This is a genomic window from uncultured Limimaricola sp., from assembly GCF_964022235.1.
GTDB lineage: Bacteria > Pseudomonadota > Alphaproteobacteria > Rhodobacterales > Rhodobacteraceae > Limimaricola.
The window spans coordinates 101,742-115,252 of the sequence record NZ_CAXHZL010000004.1 but is presented as its reverse complement, the minus strand read 5'-3'; the positions used below and the strand labels follow the sequence as shown (position 1 = coordinate 115,252).

14 protein-coding genes and 1 other RNA gene are annotated in these 13,511 nt (G+C 66.9%); 8 read left to right on the top strand and 7 right to left on the bottom strand.

Annotated elements, in window-relative coordinates; all coding sequences use genetic code 11:
* Positions 1-24: 24 nt before the first annotated feature.
* The 7 genes from AADJ02_RS07285 to acuI form a co-directional block, all read right to left on the bottom strand.
* Entirely contained in the window at positions 25-1,155 is a 1,131-nt protein-coding gene (locus AADJ02_RS07285; RefSeq protein ID WP_341212333.1) for an NUDIX domain-containing protein, read from the bottom strand.
* The gene (locus AADJ02_RS07280) at positions 1,155-1,595 is read right to left on the bottom strand and encodes a TrgA family protein (RefSeq protein WP_341212332.1); all 441 of its coding nucleotides are present in this window, start codon (positions 1,593-1,595) and stop codon (positions 1,155-1,157) included. Before AADJ02_RS07280 ends, AADJ02_RS07285 begins: the two co-directional genes overlap by 1 nt.
* A 29-nt stretch (positions 1,596-1,624) precedes the next feature.
* Positions 1,625-2,836, bottom strand: coding sequence for a cyclopropane-fatty-acyl-phospholipid synthase family protein (locus AADJ02_RS07275; RefSeq protein ID WP_341212331.1), 1,212 nt, complete (start codon positions 2,834-2,836; stop codon positions 1,625-1,627).
* Between the two features lie 89 nt (positions 2,837-2,925).
* Entirely contained in the window at positions 2,926-4,341 is a 1,416-nt protein-coding gene (locus AADJ02_RS07270; RefSeq protein WP_341212330.1) for a deoxyribodipyrimidine photo-lyase, read from the bottom strand.
* Positions 4,342-4,392: 51 nt separating this feature from the next.
* Positions 4,393-5,499 (bottom strand): mechanosensitive ion channel family protein, encoded by a 1,107-nt coding sequence (locus AADJ02_RS07265; protein ID WP_341212329.1) that lies wholly within the window; start codon positions 5,497-5,499, stop codon positions 4,393-4,395.
* Positions 5,500-5,617: 118 nt separating this feature from the next.
* On the bottom strand, positions 5,618-7,333 hold the full coding sequence (locus AADJ02_RS07260) for a BCCT family transporter (RefSeq protein WP_341212328.1): 1,716 nt from the start codon (positions 7,331-7,333) through the stop codon (positions 5,618-5,620).
* A gap of 135 nt (positions 7,334-7,468) precedes the next feature.
* Positions 7,469-8,458 (bottom strand): acryloyl-CoA reductase, encoded by a 990-nt coding sequence (gene acuI, locus AADJ02_RS07255; RefSeq protein ID WP_341212327.1) that lies wholly within the window; start codon positions 8,456-8,458, stop codon positions 7,469-7,471.
* A gap of 156 nt (positions 8,459-8,614) precedes the next feature.
* Here acuI and AADJ02_RS07250 point away from each other — a divergent pair, with 156 nt between their 5' ends.
* The 8 genes from AADJ02_RS07250 (at position 8,615) to AADJ02_RS07215 (ending at position 13,477) form a co-directional block, all read left to right on the top strand.
* The gene (locus AADJ02_RS07250) at positions 8,615-9,655 is read left to right on the top strand and encodes a polyamine ABC transporter substrate-binding protein (protein WP_341212326.1); all 1,041 of its coding nucleotides are present in this window, start codon (positions 8,615-8,617) and stop codon (positions 9,653-9,655) included.
* A 46-nt stretch (positions 9,656-9,701) separates the two neighbouring features.
* Positions 9,702-10,057: a transfer-messenger RNA gene (ssrA, locus tag AADJ02_RS07245) on the top strand.
* Positions 10,058-10,125: 68 nt separating this feature from the next.
* A complete protein-coding gene (locus AADJ02_RS07240) occupies positions 10,126-10,794 on the top strand; it encodes a DUF1194 domain-containing protein (protein WP_341212325.1) in 669 nt (222 codons plus the stop codon).
* A 110-nt stretch (positions 10,795-10,904) separates the two neighbouring features.
* Positions 10,905-11,351, top strand: coding sequence for a ClpXP protease specificity-enhancing factor SspB (locus AADJ02_RS07235; RefSeq protein ID WP_341212468.1), 447 nt, complete (start codon positions 10,905-10,907; stop codon positions 11,349-11,351).
* Positions 11,352-11,437: 86 nt separating this feature from the next.
* Positions 11,438-12,838 carry a class II fumarate hydratase gene (fumC, locus tag AADJ02_RS07230; protein WP_341212324.1) on the top strand — a complete coding sequence of 467 codons (1,401 nt, stop codon included), beginning with the start codon at positions 11,438-11,440 and terminating at the stop codon, positions 12,836-12,838.
* A complete protein-coding gene (locus tag AADJ02_RS07225; protein WP_341212323.1) occupies positions 12,835-13,011 on the top strand; it encodes a DUF4169 family protein in 177 nt (58 codons plus the stop codon). The genes fumC and AADJ02_RS07225 overlap by 4 nt, the downstream gene beginning before the upstream one ends.
* On the top strand, positions 13,004-13,222 hold the full coding sequence (locus AADJ02_RS07220) for a ribbon-helix-helix domain-containing protein (protein WP_341212322.1): 219 nt from the start codon (positions 13,004-13,006) through the stop codon (positions 13,220-13,222). The genes AADJ02_RS07225 and AADJ02_RS07220 overlap by 8 nt, the downstream gene beginning before the upstream one ends.
* Before the next feature lie 24 nt (positions 13,223-13,246).
* Positions 13,247-13,477, top strand: coding sequence for an N-(5'-phosphoribosyl)anthranilate isomerase (locus AADJ02_RS07215; protein WP_341212321.1), 231 nt, complete (start codon positions 13,247-13,249; stop codon positions 13,475-13,477).
* Positions 13,478-13,511 lie beyond the last annotated feature (34 nt).

Genomic DNA, 13,511 nt, shown 5'->3' with positions numbered 1-13,511 from the left:
CAATATGCAGCGCGGGCGCAGAACTCAAGCGTCAGACACCCCCGCGTCGGCTCGCAGCCGCGCACGATGATGTGCAAGCCAATAGAGCATGCCCTGTACCGGGATCACGTCGATCTCGCCCGATTGGACGAGATCCATGGCGCGCGAGAACGAAACCGCGTGCAACCGCAGGTCCTCGTGCTCTTCGGCGAGGCCGCCGCGCCAGCTTTCCTCGGCCGGCAGATCTGTGAGCGCGAGGTAGCAGTGAAAGTAGTCGGTGTTCGAGCCCGGCGAGGGATAGCCGCTGAAGATCGGGATCAGCGTATCGAGCGCCAGCCCCGCCTCCTCGCGCGCCTCGCGCAGGCCCGCGGCTTCGGGCGTCTCACCGGGATCGACGATCCCCGCCACAGGCTCGAGGCTCCATGGGTTGGGCGCGCCGCGCCGGGCGGGCCCGGTGCGGAACTGCTCGACCAGAAGCACCCGGTCGCGGCGGGGATCATAGGGCAGCACGAGGGTCGCATCGACCCCGACCAGCACCTCGCGGGGCAGCGCCTCGGCACGCCCGCCGTCAAATCGCAGATGCTCTATCCGCAGCCCCGCCAGCTTGAAGAACTCACCCGAGAGCGGCGCGTCCGCCCGCCATGCGAAATCGCCCGGCCTGGCCGCGCGGCGCAGCGTGGCGGGCGCGGGATCTCGCTTCGCGCGCAGCCGCGCGCTTGCCCGCACCGCCATCATCGTCCTTTGCCGCGCAAAGCTGCCCGGCGACAGGGGCGGCGCATGATCCGCGATCTCGGCGGCGATGAGCGGCCAGATCTCGGCCCAGCGGTCCTGCCAATCCTCGCTGTGCCAATCGGGCGCGTCCCCGTCCGGCATCGGGGCACAGAGCGCGGCGGCGGCGACGTCGCCGTCCGGCAGCGTGACCTCGACGGTGTGCTCGGTCAGCTCCAACGCCGCGGCATAGCTCTCGAACCGGTCCCGCGCCGTACCTTCGGGGCGGGCAACAAGACGTCCCTTCACCGTAGCCCCCTGCCGCGCGACCACGGCCGGCGCGGCGTCAAGGGCCCCGACCAGCGCATGACCGGCGAAATGGGCGGGACGCTGCGAGGCCACGAGACCGGTGACGGCCTCGAAGACACCCTCTGCCGCGAGAGGCCCGACGAGAAACAGCTTTTGCATCAGTGCGCCCGCACGCGCGTGAATTCGAGCGCCAGCCCAATAACGACCCCGCCGACCAGTAGCAGACCGATCATCTGCGGCACCGCCAGTCGCCCCGCCACCGTGAGCCAGAACTCGGCCGTCGCCTCCAGCGCATCCATCGGATCGTGGTAGCGGCCCCGCATCGAGCTGCGCCACATGAAGATCACGCCATGCACCAGCCCCACCAGCAACAACCCCGAGATGGTCGCCGTCACGCCGTTGCTGATCCCCCCCTGCCATCCTTCGCCGGCCCGTGGCCCGGCGATGAACCAGCCGGTGATCGCCCCGATCAGCGCGTTGATGACGGGGGCGGAGGCCACCATGTAGACCCCCGACAGGAACGGCACGGCCACAAGCGTGGCAACGTATCCCAGTGCCGCGAAAAGCAGGGCTCCGACGAGCTTGGCGGCGGTGGGCATGGGGCACTCCTTGGGGGCGGCGGGATCGTTCAGGCCGGGCGGGTCACGGTGAACTGGGTAACGTCGCAATTGCCCGAGCGGAAGGTGCTGGCGCAGGCGCAGAGGTAGAAATTCCACATGCGTCTGAATCTTGCGTCAAAGCCGAGCGCGGCGATCTCGTCCCAGCGGTCGTTGAAGCGGTCGTGCCACAGGCGCAGCGTGCGCGAATAGCTTTCGCCGAAGGTCAGGGAGTGTGCGACCTGCAGGCCCGCCGCCTCGGTCAGGCCGCGCAGGATCGCGGGGCTGGGCAGCATGCCGCCCGGAAAGATGTGTTTCTGGATGAAGTCGACGCCGCGGCGGTATTGCGCGAAGCGGTGATCCTGCAAGGTGATGACCTGCAAGGTCGCGCGGCGACCGGGTCGGAGGCGGTCGTGCAGCCTGTCGAAATAGACTGGCCAATAGGCCTCGCCCACCGCCTCGAACATCTCGATGCTGGCGACACCGTCATAGACCCCACGCTCGTCGCGGTAGTCCTGCAGGCGCAGTTCGACCCGGTCCCCGAGACCGGCACGGGCGATGCGCGCCTGCGCGTGGTCGAACTGCGCGCGGCTGATGGTCAGCCCCGTCACCCGCACTCCGCGCTCTCGCGCCGCGTGCTCGGCGAACCCGCCCCAGCCGCAACCGATCTCGAGCAGGTGATCGCCGGGTCTGGCCCCGATCTCGTCGAGCAGGCTGTCATACTTGCGCCGCTGCGCCGCCTCGAGACTTTGCTGGCCGCCGTCGAACAGCGCCGAGGAATAAGTCATCGTCTCGTCGAGCCAGAGCGCGTAGAACGCGTTGCCCAGATCGTAGTGATGACTGATGTTGCGCCGCGCCTGCGCGCGGCTGTTGGCGTGCAGCCAGAAGCGCAGGCGTTCAAAGGCGCGCAGCAGGCCACGGCCCGGAAACCCGTCAAACAGCGCCTCGACCTCGTCATGGACAAGATCGAGAAGCGCCAGCAGGTCCGGCGAGGACCAGGCGCCATCGACATAGGCCTCCGAAAACCCCAGATCCCCTTCGCGGATCAGCCGCGCAAAGCAATCGGGGTCGTGGACCGCGATTTCGGCGGCAAAGCCCGGCTCGGCCCCTTGGGCGCGAAACCGTCGCCCGTCGGGAAGCACGATGTCGAGCCGCCCGTGCCTGATCGAGCGCGTCATGGCGAAGACCTGCGCAAAGTAGCGCGGCAGATCCGTCTGGCCCTCGGTGCTCGTCAGGATCGTCATGCGCGCGCTCCCTGTCCTGCAGGGTTCAGACTACCCGAGGCTGCGAAGTTGTCACGCGGCGCGTGGCGGAGCGCCCAAAGGCCCAAAGCCTAGGTATCGCGCGCCTTGTAGGCGGCCAACGCCCGCTCGCGCCCCTCGGCCGCGCCGACGATCGGCTCGGGGTAGTCCATCTGTGCCGAAAGCCCCCAGCGACGCGGCGCGGCGGCCAGGAAATCGAGCGCGGTCTCGGGCGGCGCGGCCTGCCCTTCGGCGATCCAGGCGCGGACATAGGCCCCCTCGGGGTCGAACTTGCCCAGCTGGCTCTCGGGGTTGTAGACCCGGAAATAGGGCGCGGCGTCGGGGCCGGAACCCGCGATCCACTGCCAGCCCAGCGCGTTGTTGGCCGGATCCCAGTCGACGAGGCAGTCGGCGAACCAGTCGTGGCCGATCTGCCAATGCGTCATCAGGTGCTTGGTGAGATAGCTGCCCACGATCATCCGCGCCCGGTTGTGCATCCGCCCCGTCGCATACATCTCGCGCATCGCGGCATCGACGAACCGCATGCCGGTGCGGCCCTGCGTCCAGGCTGTGACCTCCGCGCTGCTTGCGTCCTCGGACCACGGAAACCGGTCCCACTCGGCGCGCCAGTTGCGCGAGATCAGGCGCGGTGTGTGGTGCATCAGGTGATAGGCGAACTCGCGCCAGATCAGCTCCTTGAGGAAGGTCTCGGCCCCGCTCGCCCCCGCCTCGCGCGCGGCAAGAGCAGCGCGGTAACAGGTGCGGATCGAGATCTCGCCATAGGTGAGGTTTTCCGACAGGCCCGAGGTGCCATCGATGTCGGGCCTGTCGCGGGCGAGGCCGTAATCCTCGATCCGCTCGGCGATGAAGCGATCGAGCCGCGCGCGTGCCGCGGCCTCACCCACGGTGAGGTACTTCGCCACGACCGCCCCGCCCCTGTGCATGTCGCGGCCCATGTCCCAGCCTTCGAGACCCTCGCTCTCGGGCCAGCGATCTGGCGCGGCCAGTCGCGTGGGCGCGGGCAGCGTCTCTCCGGGGTCTCGGCTGCGCACCGACTTCATGTAGGGCGTGTAGACCTTGTAATAGCCCCCCGTCTTGGTCTCCACACTTTCGGGTTCAAACAGCAGGTGGCCCGTGAAATCGCGGGTCTCAAGGCCCTCGGCGTCCAGCCCCTCCATGACCTCGCCGTCGCGCGCGCGGGCCTCGGGGTCGTAGGCGCGGCTCCACCAGACGGCGCGCGCGCCGGTCTCGGCCGCCAGCGCCCGCAGGACATCGAGCGCCCGGCCCCGGCGAAGCACAAGCTTCGCGCCGATGGCCTCGAGATCGCGCGCGAGGCTCTCGACCGAAAGACCGAGCCGGAAGCGCGGCGCCGCCCCCTGCCCCTCGACCAGCTCGTCATGCACGAAGACCGGGATCAGCGGCGCGCCGGTCTGCACGGCCTCGCTCAGCAGCGGATGGTCGGCGAGCCGCAGGTCGCGGCGCAGCCAGATCAGGATCGGGGCGGACATGGGCTCTCCTTGGTTCGGTCTCAGCCCCGAGTTAGCGCCCCACCCGCCCGATCAAGCGCGACGTGGCGCCTCGACGCCCGGATGCCCGGTCTGAACGGTCAGCTCCTCGCGCGTGCGCGGCAGCGCATGCGGGATTTCGGCCTGTATCCAGGCCACCAGCTTTTCGCGCATCTCGCAGCGCAGATCGAAGGCGCGCGGCGCGTTGCGCGCCGAAACCAGCAACCGCACCTCGATCACCCGCTCGCGAAAATCGGTGACGGCGAGGTTGAACACGTCGCGGTCCCACAGCGTGCTGCCTTCGGCGATCTCGCGGGCCTTCTCGCGGATCCGGTCGATGGGCGCGGAATGGTCGAGGTAGATCAGCACCGTGCCGATGAGCTTGGAGCTTTCGCGGGTCCAGTTCTGGAACGGCTGCTCGATGAAATAGCTCAGCGGCACGATCATCCGCCGCCAGTCCCAGATCCGGATCACCACATAGGTCGAGGTGATCTCCTCGACGTTGCCCCATTCGCCCTCGACGATCAGCGCGTCGTCGATGCGGATGGGCTGCGTCATGGCAAGCTGGATTCCTGCGAAGAGGTTCTTGAGCACTGGCTGCAATGCCAAGCCCGCGACGATGCCCGCCGCCCCAGCCGAGGCCAGAAGCGACACGCCGTACTGGCGCACCTCCTCGAAGGTCATCAACGCCGTGGCGATGGCGACGAGCGAGATCATCACCGAGGAGACGCGCAGGAATATCTTGGTCTGGGTGATGTGCTTGCGCGCCATCAGATTGTCTTCGGCATCGAGCGTGAAGCGGCGCAGGTGCAGCCTGGCCCAGACATCGAGGACGATGCGCGCGACCCAGCCTATGAGCAGGATCGTTCCCACCAGAACGATGTGGTGCAGGAGCTGTTCGTCCGAGGGCGACAGCGGCGCGACGCTGGCCGCAGGGGCGATGAACAGGAAGATCATGGCCAGACGCGCAGGCCCGCGCGTCTGCTCCACGAGGTGGCGGCGGAACATCTTGCTGCCGCGCGCCCAGCGGCGCAGGGCCGCGTAGAGGCAGGCGTGCACGATCACGGCCAGCGCGATGGCCAGCCCCATGTCGATCAGGATCACGGCCCAGGCCGGAAGCCAGCCAAGGCCGAAGTCGGAGAATGTCTGGAAAAGCATCATGGGGTCATATCATAGGGCGGACAGGCCGCCGAAAAGCCCGTGGGCACGAATTTTTGCCGCAGTGCGGCATATCCTTGCCGAAGCGGGCGGCCTCCGAAGGAGACCGCCCAAGGACGCATCACGGCGTCGGGTTCTTGCGCTCGTTCCTGAGCGCGATGAAGATCGCCACGCACATGACAAGAAGCAGGAAGGCAAACGGAAAGCCCGTCGCCACCGCCATCGCCTGAAGTGCGGCGAGACCGCCACCCAAGAGCAGCGCGATCGCCACGAGGCCCTCGAAAATACACCAGAACACCCGCTGCGGCAGCGGGCCGTCGACCTTGCCGCCCGAGGTGATGGTGTCGATCACGAGGCTGCCGGAGTCCGAGGAGGTCACGAAGAACACGATCACCAGCACGATGCCGATCAGCGAGGTGATGGTGGCCAGAGGCAGCTGGCTCAGCATCTCGAAGAGCTGCACCGGAAGCGCCGCTTCCGCCGCCCCCATGAAGCTGTCCTGCACGACCTGCGTGATCGCGGTGCCGCCGAAGACGCTCATCCACAGCACGCAGACCATCGAGGGCACGAGCAGCACGGCGATCATGAATTCACGCACCGTGCGGCCGCGGCTGACGCGGGCGATGAACATGCCGACGAAGGGGGACCAGCTGATCCACCACGCCCAATAGAACGCGGTCCAGCCTTGGGAGAAGTTCGCGTCCTCGCGCCCGAAGGGCTGGCTCAGCGCCGGGAAGTTGGTGACATAGGCCCAGAGCGCCGTGAAGAAGGTGCTGATGATCGTGCCGGTCGGGCCCACGAAGAGCACGAAGGCCAGAAGCCCGAAGGCCAGCACCATGTTGATCTCGGAGGCGCGCTTCACGCCGCCGTCGAGGCCGGCCATGACCGACACGGTCGCCACGGCGGTGATGCCGACGATCAACAGGATCTTGAGACCCGCCCCCGAGCGGCCGACCTCTTCGCCCGCCGCGTCAAGCACGGGATTGTTGTAGGACAGGCCGAAAACGCTGCGGGTGCTCTCTTCCGCGACACCGCTGCCGAACAGGAAGTCCATGCCGGCAATCGCCTGCTCCGCGCCGAAGCCCAGCGAGGTGGCAAGGCCGAACAGCGTGGCAAAAACCGCCACGATGTCGATGATGTGCCCGGTCCAGCCCCAGACCCGCTCACCGAAGATCGGGTAGAAGGCCGAACGGATCGTCAGGGGCAGGCCTTGGTTGTAGGAAAACAGACCCAGCGCCAGCGCCACGACCGCGTACATCGCCCAAGGGTGCAGGCCCCAGTGGTAGATCGTGGCGGCCATGCCGAGCCGGCGCGCGGCTTCGGCGTCGCCCGCAGCACCGGCCAGCGGCGCCCAGCTTTCGGGTCCGCCCGCGCCTTCGGCGAAGGAGCTCGAGAAATGCGACAGAGGCTCGGAGACGCCGTAGAACATCAGGCCGATGCCCATGCCGGCGGCAAAGAGCATCGAGAACCAGCCGAGATAGCCGTAATCGGGACGTGCCGCCGCACCACCAAGCCGAACCGATCCCAAGGGCGTCACGATCAGCAGTATGCCGAACAGCACGAAGATGTTGCCCGACAGGATGAAGAACCACGAGAAGTTGCCGGTGAGCCAGTCGCGCACGCTCTGGAACAGCGAGGTCGCCGCTTCGGGCACCATCAGCGTGCCCAGCACGAAGGCCACGATCCCCAGACCCGCGATCAAGAAGACCGGGTTGTGGATGTCGAGACCGAAGGGCCCGATCTGCGTCTGGATGTTGTCCTGACCGACCTCGTAGTCGGTTTCGTCTATGAGCCGCGTCGTGTCCGCGGCGTCTGGATCAATGTCCGGCGTCGTCATCGTCACCCCCAATGCTTGATGTCACGCAAAAACCTAGGCCCGAGGGGCCAAGGTCAAGAAAACGTGCGTCTGTCACATCGTAGCACGGAACGCGACCCCGTGGGGCCGCGCTCCTCGGGTTCAACCTCCGGGCTGTCAGCCCGCGACGTCGACCACGACGCGGCCGCGCACCTGTCCGTTCAGGATCTCGGCCCCAAGCTCGGGCAGATCGCCCAGACGCGCGGGGCGGATCATCGCGCGCAGCTTGTCCATCGGCAGGTCACGCGCGATCCGCTCCCAGGCCTTCATGCGGTTGTCATAGGGCTGCATGACGCTGTCGATGCCCAGAAGGTTCACGCCGCGCAGCAGAAAGGGGATCACCTTGGCGGGCAGATCCGTGCCCCCCGCGAGGCCCACCGAGGCGACAGACGCGCCGTAGTTGAGCTGCCCCAGCACCCGCGCCAGCATCGCGCCGCCCACCGCATCGACGCAGCCCGCCCAGCGCTCGCTCTCCAACGGGCGCTTGGTGGTCTCGTTGAGTTCGGCGCGCGGCACGATCGAGGCGGCGCCGAGATCGCGCAGGTAATCCTCGGTCTCGGGGCGACCGGTCACGGCGGCGACCTCGTGGCCGAGCGAGGCGAGGATCGCTGTGGCGACCGAACCCACGCCGCCCGCGGCCCCGGTGACCAGCACCGGCCCCTGCCCGGTTTTCAGCCCATGCGCCTCGAGCGCCATCACCGCGAGCATCGCCGTGAGACCGGCGGTGCCCACCGCCATCGCGTCGCGCGTCGAAAGCGCCTCAGGCAGCGGCACCAGCCAATCGGCCTTGACCCGCGCGCGGGTGGCATAACCGCCCCAATGCGCCTCGCCGACGCGCCAGCCGGTGAGCACGACCTTGTCGCCGGGCTTGTAGCGATCGTCGTCCGAGGTCTCGACGGTGCCCGAAAAATCGATGCCTGGAACATGCGGGTAATTGCGCACCAGCCCGCCACCCGGCCCGATGCACAGGCCGTCCTTGTAGTTCAGCGTCGAGTATTCGACCGCGACGGTGACTTCGCCTTCGGGCAGCCGATCGTCACCCAGTTCCTGCACCGAGGCGTGGGTGGCCCCCGCCTCGTCCTTCTCGACCAAAAGCGCCTTGAACATGGACATCCTCCCTTGGGCCAACCTGTCTGGCGGGCATGAATGCACGTCCCGAAGGGCGGCGCAATCGCGCGGCCATCATGGGACTTGATGCGGCAAGGGGCCGCTTCTAGGCTTCACCTGCCGCGCGGGAGCCGCGCAACCAACTGGAGCCATTGCATGATCCGACTTCGTCTCTTCGGTGCCGCCTCTCTCGCAGCCCTCGCCACCGCCGCCGCGGCACAGGACGGCAGCCTCACCGTCCTCGACTATCCGGGATTCGAGGAACCGTCGTTCCATCCAGCCTACGGCGAAGCGCATGGCGAGCCGACCTTCTCCTTCTTCGGCGATGAGGAAGAGGCGTTCCAGAAGCTGCGTTCGGGCTTTCGCGCCGATATCACCCATATCTGCGCGGGCTCGGTCACCAAGTGGACCGAAAGCGGCCTGATCGCGCCATGGGACACGGATCGGATCGACGCCTGGGCCGATCTGGATCAGAACCTCACCGGCCAGCAGGTCGGCGGCAAGACCGAGGAAGTCTATTTCCTGCCGACCGACTTCGGCTCCACCGCCGTTGCCTACAACCCCGACGAGGTTCCGGCCGAGGACGTGGCCACGCTTGAGGTGTTCAAGAACCCCGCCTACGCGGGCCGCATGGCGCTGCCCGACAACGTCGACGATGCCTATGCGCTGGCGTATCTCGCCACCGGCACCACCGACTGGACCCAAGCCGGCGAGGCCGAGTTCGAGGCCGCCAGCAACTGGCTGCGCGAGGTGCATCCGAACCTGCGCACCTACTGGACCGACCCCGCCGAGCTGAGCCAGCTTCTGGCGACCGGAGAGGTTCTGGTGAGCTGGGCCTGGAACGAGACCTTCCCCGCGATGGTCGAGGAAGGCCGCCCGATCGGCTTTCAGCGCGAGGCGAGCGAGGGCTCGTCGCTCTGGCTGTGCGGCTATGTGAAGATGAAGGACGCGCCGGGGTCCGAGGATCTGGCCTATGACTACGTCAACGCGATGCTGGCCCCCGAGGCCGCGATGCCTCTCTTGGAGGCGGGTTTCGGCACCGCGAACGAAGCGGCGCTGGGCGAGATCGACGAGGCGACGTTGACCGCCTCGGGGCTTGAGAAGATCGACGTGCCGGTGCTGGCGCAGCTGCCGATCTCGAACGCGCTGCGCGAGCAGCACGCAGAGACCTTCGAGATGATCAAGTCGGGCTTCTGATCCGGACCTGCCTCGCAGCCGAGGGAGCCACGCTTTGTCGCGCGGCCCCCTTTTCATCCGTCCATCCCGCGCCTATATTCAGGATGTTCCCTTGTGGAACTATGGACATAAACGCGCCTGTAATAAGCGGATCGGACCCGGGGGCGGTACCCGGCGGCTCCACCATACATCCCTCGTTGGGGGCAGATGGGGCCGAAACAGGATCGACGAACGTGTAAAGAGGATGGCTTTGTCTCGGTGAGGTACCACCGATATCGGTCCAAAATTGTACAGTTGCCAACGACAACCGTGCTCCGGCTATGGCTCTGGCTGCTTAAGCAGTCCGGGTTGCCGAAACTTAAGCCCTTGCGCCTAGCAGCGTAAGGCGGGGTTCGCAGGCACCTGGCAACAGAAGCCTGCACTTTCCCCCTTTCCGCTCACCGCTGGACAAGAATCTTGCTCTGCGTGTGCGCCCCGGTGCAGCATGGGCCATGGCCCGGCTTTTGCTCCTCGCCCTCGCCTGCGCGCTCCTGCCCGCGATATCGCGGGCCTGCGATACGGCGCTGGTGCTGGCGATGGATGTGTCGAACTCGGTCGACGAGGCCGAATACCGGTTGCAGATCGACGGGCTGGCCGACGCCTTGACCGACCCCGTGGTGATCGAGGCGGTAATCGTCGGACGGGTTGCCCTCGCGGTGCTGCAATGGTCCGACGCGGGCCAGCAGGTCGTCGTCATGGATTGGACCCAACCGCATGATCGCGCGGCGCTCTCAGGGTTTGCCAACCGGGTCCGGACCACGCCGCGTGCCTTCGTCATGGGCGGCACCGCCCCCGCCGAGGCGCTGCACGCGGCGCTGCTCTTGATGAAGCGCGCGCCTGATTGCCACCGCCGGGTAATCGACGTATCGGGCGACGGCACGCCCAACGATGGCGGCGATGTCGGCATTGCCAGACGCCGCGCCGAGGCGATGAATGTCACCATCAACGGCCTTGCGATCGAAAGCCTCGGTCAGGCGATCACCGGATTCTACAAGCGTCACATCGCCACCCGCGACGGCTTCGTGCTCACCGCGCGCGGGCATCGCGACTTTCCGCGCGCGATCCGCCTCAAGTTGCGGCGCGAACTTGTCCGGGTGATGGGCGAGACGCAGGCCCAGTGATCTCCGGCCCCCTTTCATCCGCCCCCGAATCCCTTATGCTTGGCGCGACCGCGAAAGGATGACGCAACGTGACCCGCCCTGCCAACCGTTCGATCGACTATGGAAACCTGATGCATCGGGCGATGCGCGGGCTGATCCAGGAGGTGCTGACCCGCATTTCCACGGAGGGGTTGCCGGGCAAGCACCACTTCTTCATCACCTTCGACACCATGCATCCCGACGTGGAAATCGCCGATTGGCTGTCCGATCGCTATCCGGGCGAGATGACCATCGTAATCCAGCACTGGTTCGACAATCTCACCGTCACCGACGAGGGATTCTCGATCACGCTCAACTTCGGCGACAGCCCCGAGCCGCTGTATATCCCCTTCGATGCGATCCGCACCTTCGTCGACCCCTCGGTCGAATTCGGTCTGCGCTTCGAGAACCAGGAGGATGACGGCGAGGAGGAAGACGACGAAGAGGCGCCGATGCAGGAAATGGCCGAGCCCGAGGAGGACGCCCCCAAGAAGGGCGACGCCCAAGTGGTCAGCCTCGACAGCTTTCGCAAGTCCTGAGCCGCGCCGCCCGTCGCAAATAGGCAATTGCCCCTGAGGGGGCCCGCGCGGTACATGGCATGCGACGGCATACCAGGGAGACCGCGATGAGCCAGACCACCCCCACCCGCACCGAATCCGACAGCTTCGGCCCGCTCGAGGTTCGCTCCGACCGCTACTGGGGGGCGCAGACGCAGCGCTCGATCCTGAACTTCCCGATCGGCTGGGAAAAGCAGCCCGTGGCCATCGTCCGCGCGCTCGGCGTCATCAAGCAGGCCTGCGCGGAGGCCAACAAGGCGCGCGGCAAGCTCGATGCCCGCCTTGCCGATGCGATGATCGCGGCGGCCGCCGAGGTCGTGGCAGGCAAGCTCGACGATCACTTTCCGCTCGTGGTCTGGCAGACCGGCTCGGGGACCCAGTCGAACATGAACGCCAACGAGGTGATCTCGAACCGCGCCATCGAGATGCTCGGCGGCACCATCGGTTCCAAGGATCCGGTGCACCCCAACGACCACGTCAACATGGGCCAGTCCTCGAACGACACCTTCCCGACAGCGATGCACATCGCTGTCGCCACCACCGCGCGCGACGTGACGCTGCCGGGGCTGGAGACGCTGCACGCCGCGCTGGTCGAGAAGGCCGAGGCCTTCAAGGACATCATCAAGATCGGCCGCACCCACACCATGGATGCGACGCCGCTGACGCTGGGCCAGGAGTTCGGCGGTTACGCACACCAGGTCGCGATGGGCATCCGCCGCGTCAAGGCGGCGCTGCCAGCGATCTACGAACTGGCGCAGGGCGGCACCGCCGTGGGCACCGGCCTCAACACGCCGCAAGGCTGGGGTGAGACCGTGGCCGAGAACATGGCCAAGATCACCGGTCTGCCCTTCGTCACGGCTCCCAACAAGTTCGAGGCGCTGGCCGCGCATGACGCCTTGGTCGAGATGTCGGGCGCGCTGCGGTCGGTCGCGGCCTCGCTCTACAAGATCGCGAGCGACATCCGCCTGCTCGGCTCCGGCCCGCGCTGCGGCTTGGGCGAGCTGATGCTGCCCGAGAACGAGCCCGGCTCCTCGATCATGCCGGGCAAGGTCAACCCGACGCAGGTCGAGGCGCTGACGCAGGTCTGCGCCCATGTCATGGGCAACGATGCCGCCGTGGGCTTTGCCGGAAGCCAGGGGCATTTCGAGCTGAACGTGATGAAGCCGATGATGGCCTACAACGTGCTGCAATCCATGCAGCTTCTGGGCGATGCCGCTTCCTGCTTCACCGAAAACTGCGTGAACGGCATCCGCGCCGACGAAGAGCGGATCAACAAGCTGATGCGCGAAAGCCTGATGCTGGTGACGGCGCTGGCCCCGACCATCGGCTACGACAACGCCACAACGGTCGCCAAGACCGCGCACGAGAACGGCACGACCCTGAAGGAAGAGGCCATCAACCTCGGCTTCGTCGACGCCGAGACCTTCGACCGGGTGGTGCGCCCCGAGGAGATGATCGGCCCGAAATGAAGCCGGTGAACCTGAACCAGTTCAGGAAACGGAAGGCGCGGGCCGAGGACAAGGCCCGCGCCGACGCCAATGCCGTCAAGTTCGGCCGCTCCAAGGCCGAAAAGACACGCGACGCCGCAGAGGCCGACATCACGGCTCGGCGGCTTGACGGGCACCAGCGCGACGATGAGTGACGGCCGGCCCGTCAAACGCTCGCTCACGCTCAAGGGTCACCGCACGAGCGTGTCTCTGGAGGACGCGTTCTGGCGCGCCTTTCGTGACATCGCCACCGCCGAAGGCCGCACGATCAATGGATTGGCCGCCGAAATCGACGCCGCGCGCGGTGATGTCGGGCTGGCCTCGGCGATCCGGGTCTTCGTGTTGCGCCAGGTCATGAAAACTTAAGACTTCGCGTGCCTGGCTCGGCATATGACCACCCCACCCGCCGTGATCAGTCCTGAGCGCTGGCTGTGCCAACTCTTCGCTTCGCAGGCCGCGGCCTCCGGTGGCATCGTCCGGCGTGGCCTGCGCGATGTCGATCGGATCGTTGGGCGCACGCGTTTCGTGCATGAAATCAAATGGCGCGGCTTTCGGGCCATTGAGAACGCCGGGCAAGTTGTCATCTTCTGCAACCACAATCCGGTGCGGCCCCTGTGCTGACAAGTTCCTTCGAAGGAACTTCAAAAACTCTTCG